A 13338-nucleotide genomic window follows, 5' to 3' on the forward strand; every position below is an offset into this window, starting at 1 on the left:
AGCTAAAATAGCTAAAATAGGATAATTATAATCTGTAATCTGGATATCATTAGCCGTAGTAGTTATTAGAACTTGCCAATAGAGCAATTGCAGTAGGAAATAACATGGATGATAAAATGCGGTTACTTGCAGCTGGAAACTTATTAGAAGCCCACACTTGGAAAGGTATGCTTGAATCAAGTGGCATAGCAGTGGAAGTGAAAGGAGAGGCGCTTTTAGGTGGTGTCGGTGAATTACCCACTGGGATCCAAAATGTCGAGCTATGGGTTGCTGAAGTTGACTACGTTAATGCTAAAACCCAGATGGCTTCTATTAATGCTGAGAGGCCGCAATGGAAATGCGTTAACTGCCATGAAGTTAACGAAGCAAGTTTCGAGCTTTGTTGGAATTGCAGTGCAGAAAGAAGTGAGAAATACAGTTGATGAAACATAACCCCGCATTTTTAGCCTTAGTTGAGAGTATTCTTCCTCAGATTAAGGAGATCACGGTTGAGCAATACCAAGCTAATCAAAAATATACGCTTATTGATGTTCGTGAAGATCATGAGTGGAATAAAGGCCATCTACCTAATGCCCACCATTTAGGAAAGGGCATTATCGAAAGAGATATTGAAACTCGATTTCCAGATAAAGCGATGCCTCTGGCACTATATTGCGGAGGTGGTTACCGGTCCGCAATGGCAGCTTTAAACCTACAAGTTATGGGATATTCCGAAGTTGTCTCAGTAGCGGGTGGTTATAAAGCTTGGCTTGAGAGACAATTGCCAATTGATAAAGATTAACCCTTACATAAAACATATTAGCCCCCTCTGAGGTAGGTTCGTTAAATGCAGTATTTTCCGTTGTTTGTAGATACCCAATCTTTGAAAGTACTCATTGTTGGCGCTGGGGATGTGGCTAGCCGCAAACTTGAGCTATTGAGCCGAACTGATGCAGAAATTCATGTGATAGCAAGAGATTGCAGCAATGAAGTGCTCACATATCAGCATAAGGGGCGCATTAGCCTTGAGGAGCGCGAAGTTAACTCTGAGGATGTTAATGGCTGGGACTTAGTCTATTTGGCGACTGCAGATAAGACACTGAATGAACAGCTAGCAACATTAGCGCAGCAACGAAATATTTGGGTCAATGTTGTCGATAACCCTGACTTCTGTCGGTTTATAACCCCGTCAATTATTGATCGAGGTCGTTTACAGATAGCAATTAGTACCGCTGGAGCTGCACCTGTTTTTGCTCGAGAGCTAAGATCTCGGCTTGAATCATGGTTACCACAATCCATTACACCGCTATTTGACTTTATCGCCGAGCGCCGCAACGATGTTCAGCAAAGGTTACCTGTGTTCAAAGAAAGACGAGTATTTTGGGAACGTTTTTTTAAGCTTAACCAGTCACGCTTTGATGCTGATACTGCAAAGCATTATCAAGATAGCTTTTCGCTTTCCAAGGTAAAAGGCGAACTTGTACTGCTTGATACTAAAATAGAAGCAGAACTACTGCCAATTGCCGCTATGCCATACCTACAAAAGTTAGACACTATTTTTAGCTGCGTTGACTTGCCGCACCAACTTAATGAATTACTTCGACGAGATGCAGCTAGGGTTGCAGTCGTTAATGATAAAGAACTTAAGCAAGCACTGGATGATGGAGAACATTGCTTGGTGTATGCAGAGCCAAATGAAATTGATCGATTATTAGTATTATTCCCGCAAGCAATGCGTTTTAAAATGGGCGCTATTTAGCGGTCATTTTATTCTGATACTTAAATTTTCAGTTTAAGATTAATGCGCAGTTATCTTTAGCCCCTCTGTTAGTCGATATAGGGTACACTTAGCCACAAATATCTCGTCGAAAATTCTTATGGCCTTAAAAGCAACAGTATTCAAAGTCTCTATTCAAATCGCCGATATGGATCGCGGCTACTATAACGATCATCAGCTTACACTTGCGCAGCACCCGTCAGAGACGGACGAGCGTATGATGGTGAGATTACTTGCTTTCGCGATGAATGCCAGCGAATCACTCGCTTTTAGTAAAGGCATGTGTGTTGAAGATGAACCCGAACTTTGGGATAAGACTTTATCAGGTGAAATCGATCTTTGGGTAGAGTTTGGCCAAAGTGATGAAAAGTGGTTACGCAAGGCTTGTGGTCGCTCAAAACAGGTTTTACTTATCACCTACGGTGGCAGAAGCGTACCAATATGGTGGAAGCAAAATGAGGCAGCATTTGAGCGTTATGACAATCTGACGGTAACTAATATTCCAGAGGACGCAGTCAAAGCAATGGGACAACTCGTCGGCAAGAATATGGCTTTACAGATCAATATCTGTGAAGGGCAAATCTGGATCTCTGATGATAATGATAGCGTGTTAGTTGAACCTGAGTTGTTAAAAGGTCAATAGTAACGGAAAACCCGGTCACTCTTCGCCAAGTAAAACGCCAGTCAAACGACTGGCTTTTTTGTGTCTAGTCGATAGCTAAACTCAACGAAAGCTTTATGACTCCCCAAAAGGCGAACGGGCAATTATTTTAGCATTTTTGCAGCACTTGTTAGCCAAAGAGTTGAACATTGCTGCTTAGATCAATGTTTGCTGCATAAGTTTTTAGTATAAAGATGCTTAATAGATACTGCTTAAATGTCGAGGAAATATGTCAGAATCAATACACGGCCATCAAGTGATGGAAATGATGCTAGAACATGGCGAGTCATTAACGCCGCAAGCACTTAAAGCGCTAATGCATGCTAAGTTTGGTGCCGAGGCTCGCTACCATACTTGTTCTGCTCAAGAGATGGATGCGGATGCACTCATCGCTTTTCTAGAAAAAAAAGGTAAGTTTATTCATTCGGAAGCGGGTATAGCAACTGCTGCGGATCGCATTTGTAGCCATTAACTTTTGACTTGAGCGCAAGTACGAACATAAAAAATGCTCAAAGCAAAAGCTTTGAGCATTTTTACTGGATGCGCTAAAAGATAACTAATCATCTTCCTTAGGACGTGGATAAGGTAACTTCAACTGTCCCCAGCGGATCACTATCACGGTGGACGCCAGAATAAGTGTCGAGAAAGAGATGGCTGCTATTCGCCAATCATCCATCGCTTTCATATCTAGAATGAGATAGCGGGCTAATGCGACAATAGCAATATAGAGCGGCATCCTAATAGGCAGCTTACCTGACTCAGCGTAGTGAGACACCATTGCCAACACTTCTAAATAAATAAACAATAATAGTAAATCCGCGAGAGCGACTTCACCAGCTTTAAAAATATGAACTATCTCTTGACCAATTGCGACAATCGTTGCAATTGCAATAATAATCAATACTAAATGTTCAACGGCTTTGATACTGGTAATACCGTATTTTCGATACATTTTGTCCATGTTGTTCCCTAATGCAGTCGTTTAATAAAGAGTACCAGTAATTGCTAAAAATGCGACATGAGGGATGTGATGCTTTTCACAGTTGCGTGTTTTATTTAGCGAAATCAGCATTTTGTAAGACTAGTTTCTGTACAGAACAAGCGAGTTATATAGTCCTATTGCGATAGATACAAAAAAGCCGCCAATCAAGGCGGCTTTTAACACTTCATCTAGTTTGAACTAGATGTGCACTGATAACTAGCGTTTAAGTGCTTCGCTCAATAATGGGCGGAATGATTTAACCAGTGCAGTGGTTGTTTTTGGCGAACCAGCAACAATGTTACCCGAAGTCAGGTAGTTATGGTTACCAGTAAAGTCAGTTACTGTGCCACCTGCTTCACGGACAATCAAATCACCTGCAGCGATATCCCAAGGCTTAAGACCAATTTCAAAGAAACCATCAACTCGGCCAGCGGCAAGGTACGCAAGATCTAGTGCTGCAGAACCTGCACGACGAAGATCTGCACATTGGGTGAATGTTGATGCAAATAGCTTCATGTACGTTTCAGTGTGTTGCTTCGCCTTGAATGGGAAACCTGTGGCAATGATATTGTCACTTAGATCATTAGAAGCCTTAACACGGATACGGAAGTCGTTTAATTTAGCACCTTTACCACGAACAGCTGAAAATAGCTCATCACGGATTGGGTCATAAACAACAGCGACTTCTGTTTTACCTTTAAACTGCATCGCGATAGATACAGCAAAGTGAGGGATACCTCTTACGAAGTTATTAGTGCCATCCAGTGGGTCAATGATCCACACGTAATCTTTGCTCGTGCCTTTGTTCTCACCTGTCTCTTCACCAATGATAGTGTGGTCTGGGTAAGCTTTACGGATCTGGTAGGTAATTGCAGCTTCTGCTTCTTTATCTACGTTAGTTACGAAGTCATTAGTCCCTTTTGAAGTTACTTCAATACGGTCTAATTCTGCATAAGCACGTATAATTGTTTGGCCGGCAGCGCGAGCGGCGCGCACAGCAATAGTATGCATTGGAAGCATTGCAAATCCCCTGGATGTAAAAGAACAGATATATAAATTATCGGAGCCGAATTATACGCGTTTTTTCGGTTATATCAAATGCTGATTTTTGTGTACGTAAAATTAGCTGCTGTGTGGTAACATATTTTCAAGTGTTCTCATATAAATTAAGTAATTTCATGCTCAGCAATATTCGCGTTGTTCTTGTCGGTACATCTCACCCTGGCAATATAGGTTCCACTGCCCGTGCAATGAAAACCATGGGGTTGTCTTCTCTATATTTGGCTGAGCCAAAGGTTGCTCCAGATGGTCACTCAGTGGCATTAGCAGCTGGGGCTTCAGATATATTAAAACATGCTGTTACTGTTGATTCTGTTGAAGAAGCCATTGCTGATTGTAGCTTAGTGATTGCAACTAGCGCTCGCAGTCGTACTCTAGACTGGCCAATGCTAGAGCCTAGAGAAGCGGGCGAAAAGCTGGTTGAGTCTTCGCTCACAGGCCCTGTTGCAATCGTGTTTGGTCGTGAGAATAACGGTCTTTCTAATGAAGAGCTACAGCGCTGTGATTATCATGTCGCCATCCCTGCGAATCCTGAATACACTTCGCTCAACTTAGCACAAGCAGTGCAAATCATCTGTTATGAAGCACGCGTTGCACACCTAGCTCAGGTTCAAAAAGAGTTTGAAAGTAATAAGCCAGAAGGTTTTGTCGAACCTGATAATGAATATCCGTTTTCAAAAGAGCGTGAAAACTTCTTCGAGCATATGGAGAATACGCTGCTTTCGACCAATTTTATCGTTAAACAGCATCCCGGTCAGGTTATGACCAAGTTACGCCGATTGTTTAGCCGTGCACGGATTGAGCGTCAGGAGATGAATATCTTGCGTGGAATTCTGACTTCAGTAGATAAGATTGTTGCCAAAAAAGATAGTAATGACCAGTAAAGGGAAGTAGTTAGCATGGGTGTTATCGCGAGACTAAAAGATGATATAGCGTCTATTTACCATAGAGACCCCGCCGCGAATGGGACAATTGAAATACTGTTCAATTACCCAGGAATGCAAGCAATATGGATCCACAGGATCAGTAATAAGCTTTGGGTGCGCAAGTGGCGTCTGTTATCGCGATGTTTATCGACATTTTCTCGCTGGTTAACTGGGGTTGAAATTCACCCCGGAGCCACGATTGGCGATCGTTTTTTTATTGACCATGGTATGGGCGTGGTGATTGGTGAAACGGCTGAAATCGGCAACGATTGCACGCTTTATCACGGGGTTACGCTCGGTGGTACCACATGGCAGTCTGGCAAGCGTCATCCTACGTTAGGCAATAACGTAGTTATTGGTGCAGGTGCTAAGATCCTTGGTCCTATAACCATGCATGATGGGGCTCGTGTTGGCTCCAACTCGGTGGTTGTAAAGGATGTGCCTATTGACACCACGGTGGTCGGGATCCCTGGTCGTGCAGTAGCGAGTCCTACAGAGCAGTCTAAAGAGCAGACCGACCGACGTACTGAGATGGCGAAAAAGTATGGTTTTGATGCTTACGCTGTTGCGCCAGATAACCCAGACCCAGTCGCGAATGCTATTGGTCAAATGTTAGATCACATGCATTTAATGGACTCGAAGGTGCAAGAAGTGTGTCAAGCTGTTCAAACTTTGGGCGGTAGCGTCTGCACAGAGAAGCTCCCTGAGCTAGAAGTTGACGAGTTTAGTGAGGCTGAATTGGCCGCGGCACAGAAGCGCCAGAAGTCATTAGATGAGTTTGATCCCATTATCTAGCTTTATGTGCGCCATTTTTAATAAATGGCATTGAATCTTGCCTAATAAACAGGTTAAATACCCCAGCAAAATGACGGGGTATTTAATTCCTGCCATGATCCTTATAATACTTGACCAAACCACTAGGTTAAATACTTGACTAATTTACTCAGGTATGATGAAATTAGCCTATGCTTTTTTGGGAGACGTAGTAGCAATGAAACTTACATCAAAAGGTCGATATGCAGTCACTGCAATGCTAGATGTTGCAATGCACTCAACTGATGGTCCCGTGCCATTAGCCGACATTTCAGAGCGCCAAGGGATCTCTCTATCTTACCTAGAACAACTTTTCGCAAAGCTAAGAAAAAATGGTCTTGTATCGAGTGTCCGTGGCCCAGGTGGCGGATATCGCTTAGGCACAGATGCATGCGAAATTTCTGTCGGTATGGTTGTACGAGCCGTTGATGAATCAGTTGATGCCACACGCTGCCAAGGGCAGGGGAATTGTCAGAGCGGAACGCGATGCCTGACTCATTCTTTATGGGGCGACCTGAGTTCACAGATTTCTGATTTTTTAAACGGCATTTCGCTTGCCGGATTAATGCGAAAGAGAGATGTGCAATTTATCTCTGTAAAACAAGATAAATTGCAGCAGGAACAGAGAATCAGCATTTAGCCGTCTCTGTTATTAACATAAAAATAATTTTTTTGTACGTTGTAAGTGGTAGCACTATGGCTGCCACAAAGTACGGAGTGTGTGATGAAGCTACCTATCTATTTAGATTATGCTGCGACGACGCCAGTTGACCCTCGTGTTGCAGAAAAAATGATGCAGTGTATGACTATGGACGGCATTTTTGGTAATCCAGCGTCTCGTTCTCATCGTTACGGCTGGCAAGCTGAAGAAGCAGTTGATATTGCTCGTAACCAGATCGCAGAACTTATTAATGCCGATCCGCGTGAAATCGTTTTCACCTCTGGTGCTACCGAGTCTGACAACCTTGCGATTAAAGGTGTTGCTCACTTCTATCAGAAGAAGGGCAAGCATATTATCACTAGCAAGACTGAACATAAGGCTGTTTTAGACACTTGTCGTCAGCTAGAGCGTGAAGGTTATGAAGTGACTTACCTGCAACCTGAAGCTAGCGGTCTTATCCCAGTTGCAATGATTGAAGCTGCAATGCGCGAAGATACTTTGCTGGTCAGCATTATGCAGGTTAATAACGAAATTGGCGTTATCCAAGATATCGATGCAATTGGCGAGCTTTGTCGTTCACGTAAAATTGTATTCCATGTCGATGCGGCGCAAAGCGTTGGCAAAATGCCAATTGATGTGCAGAAGACCAAAGTAGATTTGATGTCTATTTCTGCTCACAAAATGTATGGCCCTAAAGGTATTGGCGCATTATATGTGAGCCGTAAACCGCGTATTCGCCTAGAAGCAGCAATGCACGGTGGTGGACATGAGCGTGGTATGCGTAGTGGTACTTTGGCTACTCATCAGATTGTCGGCTTCGGTGAAGCTGCTGCGATTGCCAAAACGGATATGGAGTCAGATAACGAGCGTATTCGTCGTCTACGTGACAAGTTGTGGAATGGTATTAACCACATTGAAGAAACTTACATCAATGGCGATATGGAGCAAAGACATTGCGGTAGCTTAAATGTCAGCTTTAACTTCGTTGAAGGTGAGTCTTTGATGATGGCACTTAAAGACCTCGCGGTTTCATCGGGTTCTGCGTGTACTTCAGCAAGTCTTGAGCCTAGTTACGTTCTGCGTGCTCTTGGCTTAAATGATGAAATGGCACATAGCTCAATTCGATTCTCAATTGGTCGTTTTACGACTGATGAAGAGATCGAACATGCAATAGAAACAATTACAGAATCTATTGGTAACTTAAGGGAAATGTCTCCGCTTTGGGAAATGTTCAAAGACGGTATTGATCTGGATTCAGTCCAGTGGGCACATCACTAACCTTAACGATAATAACGAATAGATAAATTGGAGTAGTATCATGGCTTATAGCGAAAAAGTAATCGACCATTATGAGAACCCACGTAACGTTGGTTCATTTGATAAGAACGATTCTTCAGTGGTAACTGGGATGGTTGGCGCACCAGCTTGTGGTGACGTAATGAAGCTTCAGCTGCGTATCGATGATAACGGTATTATCGAAGACGCTAAATTCAAAACATATGGCTGTGGTAGTGCAATTGCATCAAGCTCATTAGTGACTGAGTGGGTAAAAGGCAAAACAGTTGAAGAAGCGGGTGCGATTAAAAACACCGATATCGCTGAAGAGCTAGCACTTCCACCAGTTAAAATTCATTGTTCGATTTTGGCTGAAGATGCCATTAAAGCTGCTCTGGATGAGTATAAAACTAAGCAATCGAAGTAATACCTGGAGTTAAGATGGCAATTAGTATCACTCCCGCTGCGGCAGAACGCGTTAAAAGCTTTTTAGTGAGCCGCGGCAAAGGTTTAGGTCTGCGTTTAGGGTTAAGAACATCAGGCTGTTCAGGTATGGCATACGTACTTGAATTTGTTGATGACTTAAATGACGATGACGAACTATATGACGTTGATGGTGTAAAGATCATCATCGATGCAAAAAGTTTTGTCTATCTTCAAGGGATTGAGTTGGACTTCGTTAAAGAAGGCCTTAACGAAGGTTTCCAATTTAACAACCCTAATGCGAAAGGCGAATGTGGTTGCGGTGAGAGTTTTACCGTATAAGCTTTGAAAGTTAAACTATGAATTATTTTGAGCTGTTTAGTTTATCTCCTTCCTATGATGTCGATACCGCCATTCTTGCAGAACGCTACCGCGAACTGCAAAGGGCGGTTCATCCCGACAAGTTTGCTAATGCAAGCGAACAAGATAAACGATTGTCAGTGCAACGTACTGCACAAATCAATGACGCCTATCAAACATTGAAAAACCCGATCCAACGCGCTGAACATTTGCTTGCCCTTAAGGGAATAGAGCTAAGTCACGAGTCTACTACGCTAAAAGATACACAGTTTTTGATGCAGCAGATGGAATGGCGTGAATCGCTTGAAGATATTAGCGATAGCAATGATCCTGATGCGGAGATTGAAGCGCTTTATGATTCGTTTGATACGTTTGCTAAGCAGATCACATCGGTGCTCAAAGTGCAGTTGGAAAGTGATTTAGCATCCGATCATTTGCAGGCGGCTGACCAAATTCGTAAACTTAAGTTTATGGCGAAATTACAAGATGAGTTAGCAAGAGTAGAAGATGCGCTTCTAGCTTAAGCAGCTTGTTGTTATTTTATAATTCTGTTGGCTCAATATGCTTGAGCCAACATTTTTTTAAGTTGGATATATATGGCACTTTTGCAGATAGCAGAGCCCGGACAAGCTGCAGCTCCACACCAACACCGATTGGCAGTGGGTATCGATTTAGGTACGACTAACTCTCTCGTTGCAGCTGTCAGAAGTGGCGTTGCAAATACATTACCCGATGAAAGTGAACATCACTCTTTGCCTTCAGTTGTTCGTTATACCCAAGATCGCGTATTTGTCGGACGTGAAGCTGAAGCTTTTTCTGCGCAAGACCCACAAAATACTATCGTTTCAGTAAAACGCTTCATGGGCCGCAGCCTAGAAGATATTCAGTCTGGCACTCAATCACTGCCATATGCCTTTGAAGCCAGCGACAATGGTTTACCTATTTTTATTACCCCTAAAGGTAAAGTAAACCCGGTTCAAGTCTCTGCAGATATTCTTAAACCTTTGGTTGAGCGTGCCGAATCGACATTAGGCGGCACGCTAGAAGGCGTCGTTATTACAGTGCCTGCATATTTCGATGATGCACAGCGTCAAGGCACTAAAGATGCTGCGGCGCTTGTTGGTGTAAAAGTACTTAGATTACTTAATGAACCCACAGCTGCAGCAATTGCTTACGGACTTGATTCTGGTCAGGAAGGGGTTATTGCTGTTTATGATCTCGGTGGTGGTACATTCGATATCTCAATTTTACGCCTCAACAAAGGTGTATTCGAAGTGCTAGCGACTGGCGGTGACTCTGCGCTCGGTGGTGATGATTTCGACCATATGCTACAAGCCTACTTTCAACAGCAATGGTCATTAGTTGAGGTGAGTGCGGGCTTAAGCCGTAAGCTACTTATCGAAGCGCGTAAGGTGAAAGAAGCATTAACCGATGGTGACAGTACAACTGCAACTGTTACAGATGATAGCGGTAATGACCTATCCCTCAATGTTTCTCGTGCAACGTTTGATGAGATGATCAGTAAATTAGTTAAGAAGACAGTCTCTAGCTGTCGTCGCGCATTACGTGATGCAGGTGTAAGCAGCGATGAAGTGATAGAAACTGTGATGGTTGGCGGCTCAACTCGCGTACCGTTAGTACGAGAAGAGGTGGCTAACTTCTTTGGTAAAACTCCGCTAACATCAATCGATCCAGATCGAGTTGTTGCAATAGGCGCAGCAATTCAAGCTGATATTTTGGTTGGTAATAAGCCTGAGTCCGATTTACTTTTGCTTGACGTTATTCCGCTCTCTTTAGGTATTGAAACCATGGGCGGTTTGGTAGAAAAAGTGGTTGCTCGTAACACCACTATTCCAGTTGCTCGGGCCCAAGAGTTTACCACTTTTAAAGATGGTCAAACGGCTATGGCATTCCATGTCGTACAAGGTGAACGAGAACTCGTTGCTGATTGTCGGTCACTTGCTAGGTTTACGCTTAAAGGGATCCCACCGTTAGCGGCAGGCGCTGCACATATTCGAGTGACCTTCCAGGTTGATGCTGATGGGCTGTTAAGTGTGACCGCAATGGAAAAGTCGACCGGCGTTAAAACAACAATTCAGGTTAAACCATCATTTGGTTTATCAGATGTTGAAATTGGAAGCATGCTTAAAGATTCTATGGCGAATGCGAAAGAGGATATCTCTCGTCGTATGTTAGCCGAGAAGCAAGTCGAAGCAGCAAGGGTGCTAGAGTCATTGAGCGCAGCGTTGAACAAAGATGGTCAATTGCTGACGACTGATGAGCTTAATGGCATTCAGGGCGCGATGGCGTCGCTAGCGCAGCTTGCAGGCGAACAAGATACAGATGCTATCGAAAAAGCAATCGAAGCATTAGATACCGCGACGCAGGACTTTGCTGCCAAGCGTATGGATAATTCAATCAAACTGGCGCTTAAAGGCCAGTCAGTTGACAATATATAGGTTTCAATATGCCACAAATAGTTTTTTTACCCCACGAAGATTTATGTCCCGATGGCGCAGTTGTCGAAGCCACTGAAGGCGAAACGGTATTAGATGTTGCACTGCGCAACGGTATTTTGATTGAACATGCTTGTGAAAAATCTTGTGCATGTACGACTTGTCATTGCATCGTACGTGAAGGGTTCGATGAGCTAGAAGAGAGTGACGAGCTCGAAGACGATATGTTAGATAAAGCGTGGGGACTCGAACCCGAAAGTCGCTTGTCTTGCCAAGCAAAAGTCCCAGATAGTGATTTGGTCGTCGAAATACCAAAGTACACCATAAACATGGTTAGCGAAGGTCACTAGACCGTCAATTTCAGAATTAAACCAGTAGTGAACCTACTGGTTTTTTTTTGCAGTAATTCCAGCAATTCTACTCAAGCTATCTTGCCGGTACTAGAATTGGTTTATACTCAAATTACTTTGCATTGAAGGGGATGAGCATGGGACTAAAATGGATTGATTCGCAAGACATTGCATTAGAGCTTTTAGAAATTTATCCAGATATTAACCCTGAGATAATTCGCTTTACTGATCTTTGTGAGTGGGTGATTAAACTCGACGCATTTGATGATGATCCTAACCATTGTAATGAACGGGTTTTGGAAGCTATTCAAGCTCACTGGATTGACGAGAAGTGAGACTATTTGTCATGGTTTTCTATACAGATGTGATCTAAATCATGTAAAGCTAGATCTAATAAGTGAAAGAAACCCTGGATTGATCGACATCAAGTTCACTCACTCTGTTTGATTTTAGGCTAGTTAAATAGGAAGCACTTTACCTAGCATTAAGGTAAAAGTGATATGATTCAGCCGTTAAACAAAGGGACATCAATATGAGTAGGTTTCTAATACTTGCTACAGCTTTACTCACTCCAACGCTAGCATTTGCACATGAAGGCCATGGTGGCATTGGGTTATTCCATCATTTTATGGATCTAGCTCCTGCTCTGGCATTATTAGTCGTTATTGCAGCGGGTGTTATGTGGGTCAAGAATCGCAAGTAACCCACCCATAGCGGGCTTGTTTATCCACAAAGCGATAAGTTTAGAAGCCATATCTAGGCCACATTCAGCATTGAACTGTGATCTAATTGGCTTTTCTGTATTGCTAAAACCGACTAATCTCTATTTGATAGCACTATAAGGGTAGGCAATTAAGCATTAATTTCGTATAATCCGCGCGAAATTAAAACCCGTTTATCTAAGAAGGAAGCTTTTCATGGCTATCGAACGTACTTTTTCTATCATTAAGCCTGATGCTGTTGCAAAAAACCACATTGGCGCTATCTACAACCGTTTTGAAACTGCTGGCCTGAAAATCATCGCTTCTAAAATGGTTCACCTGAGCCAAGAGCAAGCTGAAGGCTTCTATGCTGAACACAGCGAACGTCCTTTCTTTGGTGCACTAGTTGCATTTATGACTTCTGGTCCTATCATGGTTCAGACGCTTGAAGGTGAGAACGCTGTTCTAGCACACCGTGAAATTCTAGGTGCTACTAACCCAGCTGAAGCTGCGGAAGGTACTATCCGTGCAGATTTCGCTGAAAGCATCGATGAGAACGCTGCACACGGTTCTGATTCTGTTGCATCTGCTGAGCGTGAAGTTGCATACTTCTTCAGCACAGAAGAGCTTTGCCCACGTACTCGTTAATACGCGGCGTTGCTAAGTTTGACGAAAGGGGCCTTAAGGCTCCTTTTTTATGGATGCTATTTATACCAACTCCATTAAAGATTTGCTCATTCAGCGGCCGTTAAAATCACTTTAGACAAGTCAGTGGCTTATCGCTAATCGTTGTTATCGGCTCTGGCACTCTCGGTAATTGCTCCATGCATTACTCTACCTCCTAAATCCATGTAGTCGTGCTTCGCTCTCGATAATTGCTCCTGCATTATTCTACCTTCGACCATCCTTGGTCTC

19 protein-coding genes are annotated in these 13338 nt (G+C 43.2%); 17 read left to right on the plus strand and 2 right to left on the minus strand.

Annotated elements, in window-relative coordinates; all coding sequences use genetic code 11:
- The first annotated feature begins 104 nt into the window (after positions 1-104).
- The 5 genes from AB4135_RS19970 to AB4135_RS19990 all read left to right on the plus strand — a co-directional run bounded on the left by AB4135_RS19970 (position 105) and on the right by AB4135_RS19990 (position 2889).
- Positions 105-422, plus strand: a complete 318-nt coding sequence (locus AB4135_RS19970; protein WP_371995186.1) for a DUF2007 domain-containing protein — start codon at positions 105-107, stop codon at positions 420-422.
- Positions 422-781 carry a rhodanese-like domain-containing protein gene (locus tag AB4135_RS19975; protein WP_371995187.1) on the plus strand — a complete coding sequence of 120 codons (360 nt, stop codon included), beginning with the start codon at positions 422-424 and terminating at the stop codon, positions 779-781. The genes AB4135_RS19970 and AB4135_RS19975 overlap by 1 nt, the downstream gene beginning before the upstream one ends.
- Positions 782-826: 45 nt before the next feature.
- Positions 827-1738, plus strand: a complete 912-nt coding sequence (locus tag AB4135_RS19980; protein WP_371995188.1) for a bifunctional precorrin-2 dehydrogenase/sirohydrochlorin ferrochelatase — start codon at positions 827-829, stop codon at positions 1736-1738.
- Between the two features lie 118 nt (positions 1739-1856).
- Positions 1857-2399, plus strand: coding sequence for a YaeQ family protein (locus tag AB4135_RS19985; protein WP_371995189.1), 543 nt, complete (start codon positions 1857-1859; stop codon positions 2397-2399).
- A 247-nt stretch (positions 2400-2646) separates the two neighbouring features.
- Complete coding sequence (locus AB4135_RS19990) at positions 2647-2889, plus strand: YecH family metal-binding protein (RefSeq protein WP_371995190.1); 243 nt, start codon at positions 2647-2649, stop codon at positions 2887-2889.
- Between the two features lie 84 nt (positions 2890-2973).
- On the opposite strand, the gene AB4135_RS19995 is transcribed toward AB4135_RS19990, so the two are convergent.
- Complete coding sequence (locus AB4135_RS19995) at positions 2974-3378, minus strand: phosphate-starvation-inducible protein PsiE (protein WP_371995191.1); 405 nt, start codon at positions 3376-3378, stop codon at positions 2974-2976.
- A 237-nt stretch (positions 3379-3615) separates the two neighbouring features.
- A complete protein-coding gene (gene suhB, locus AB4135_RS20000) occupies positions 3616-4419 on the minus strand; it encodes an inositol-1-monophosphatase (RefSeq protein ID WP_371995192.1) in 804 nt (267 codons plus the stop codon).
- Positions 4420-4577: 158 nt separating this feature from the next.
- On the opposite strand from suhB, the gene trmJ reads away from it, so the two are divergent.
- From trmJ to ndk, 12 genes are all read left to right on the plus strand, one after another.
- Positions 4578-5342: a tRNA (cytosine(32)/uridine(32)-2'-O)-methyltransferase TrmJ gene (gene trmJ / locus AB4135_RS20005; protein ID WP_371995193.1), complete on the plus strand. Its 765-nt coding sequence runs from the start codon at positions 4578-4580 to the stop codon at positions 5340-5342.
- Between the two features lie 15 nt (positions 5343-5357).
- Positions 5358-6179 carry a serine O-acetyltransferase gene (cysE, locus tag AB4135_RS20010; RefSeq protein ID WP_371995194.1) on the plus strand — a complete coding sequence of 274 codons (822 nt, stop codon included), beginning with the start codon at positions 5358-5360 and terminating at the stop codon, positions 6177-6179.
- A 196-nt stretch (positions 6180-6375) separates the two neighbouring features.
- The gene (gene iscR, locus AB4135_RS20015; RefSeq protein ID WP_020911844.1) at positions 6376-6837 is read left to right on the plus strand and encodes a Fe-S cluster assembly transcriptional regulator IscR; all 462 of its coding nucleotides are present in this window, start codon (positions 6376-6378) and stop codon (positions 6835-6837) included.
- A gap of 84 nt (positions 6838-6921) precedes the next feature.
- Positions 6922-8136, plus strand: coding sequence for an IscS subfamily cysteine desulfurase (locus tag AB4135_RS20020; protein ID WP_371995195.1), 1215 nt, complete (start codon positions 6922-6924; stop codon positions 8134-8136).
- A gap of 40 nt (positions 8137-8176) precedes the next feature.
- Positions 8177-8560, plus strand: a complete 384-nt coding sequence (gene iscU / locus AB4135_RS20025) for a Fe-S cluster assembly scaffold IscU (RefSeq protein ID WP_020911846.1) — start codon at positions 8177-8179, stop codon at positions 8558-8560.
- A gap of 14 nt (positions 8561-8574) precedes the next feature.
- The gene (gene iscA / locus AB4135_RS20030; protein WP_371995196.1) at positions 8575-8898 is read left to right on the plus strand and encodes an iron-sulfur cluster assembly protein IscA; all 324 of its coding nucleotides are present in this window, start codon (positions 8575-8577) and stop codon (positions 8896-8898) included.
- Positions 8899-8915: 17 nt separating this feature from the next.
- A complete protein-coding gene (gene hscB / locus AB4135_RS20035; RefSeq protein ID WP_371995197.1) occupies positions 8916-9440 on the plus strand; it encodes a co-chaperone HscB in 525 nt (174 codons plus the stop codon).
- Positions 9441-9512: 72 nt separating this feature from the next.
- Positions 9513-11375, plus strand: coding sequence for a Fe-S protein assembly chaperone HscA (gene hscA / locus AB4135_RS20040; protein ID WP_371995198.1), 1863 nt, complete (start codon positions 9513-9515; stop codon positions 11373-11375).
- A gap of 8 nt (positions 11376-11383) precedes the next feature.
- The gene (fdx, locus tag AB4135_RS20045; protein WP_371995199.1) at positions 11384-11722 is read left to right on the plus strand and encodes an ISC system 2Fe-2S type ferredoxin; all 339 of its coding nucleotides are present in this window, start codon (positions 11384-11386) and stop codon (positions 11720-11722) included.
- Positions 11723-11859: 137 nt separating this feature from the next.
- Positions 11860-12057: a Fe-S cluster assembly protein IscX gene (iscX, locus tag AB4135_RS20050; RefSeq protein WP_371995200.1), complete on the plus strand. Its 198-nt coding sequence runs from the start codon at positions 11860-11862 to the stop codon at positions 12055-12057.
- 197 nt (positions 12058-12254) lie between these two features.
- Complete coding sequence (locus AB4135_RS20055; RefSeq protein ID WP_371995201.1) at positions 12255-12425, plus strand: hypothetical protein; 171 nt, start codon at positions 12255-12257, stop codon at positions 12423-12425.
- Positions 12426-12639: 214 nt separating this feature from the next.
- Positions 12640-13071 (plus strand): nucleoside-diphosphate kinase, encoded by a 432-nt coding sequence (ndk, locus tag AB4135_RS20060; RefSeq protein ID WP_020911854.1) that lies wholly within the window; start codon positions 12640-12642, stop codon positions 13069-13071.
- The last annotated feature ends 267 nt before the right edge of the window (positions 13072-13338 follow it).

It is taken from the genome of Shewanella sp. 10N.286.54.B9 (assembly GCF_041468565.1).
Classification (GTDB): domain Bacteria; phylum Pseudomonadota; class Gammaproteobacteria; order Enterobacterales; family Shewanellaceae; genus Shewanella.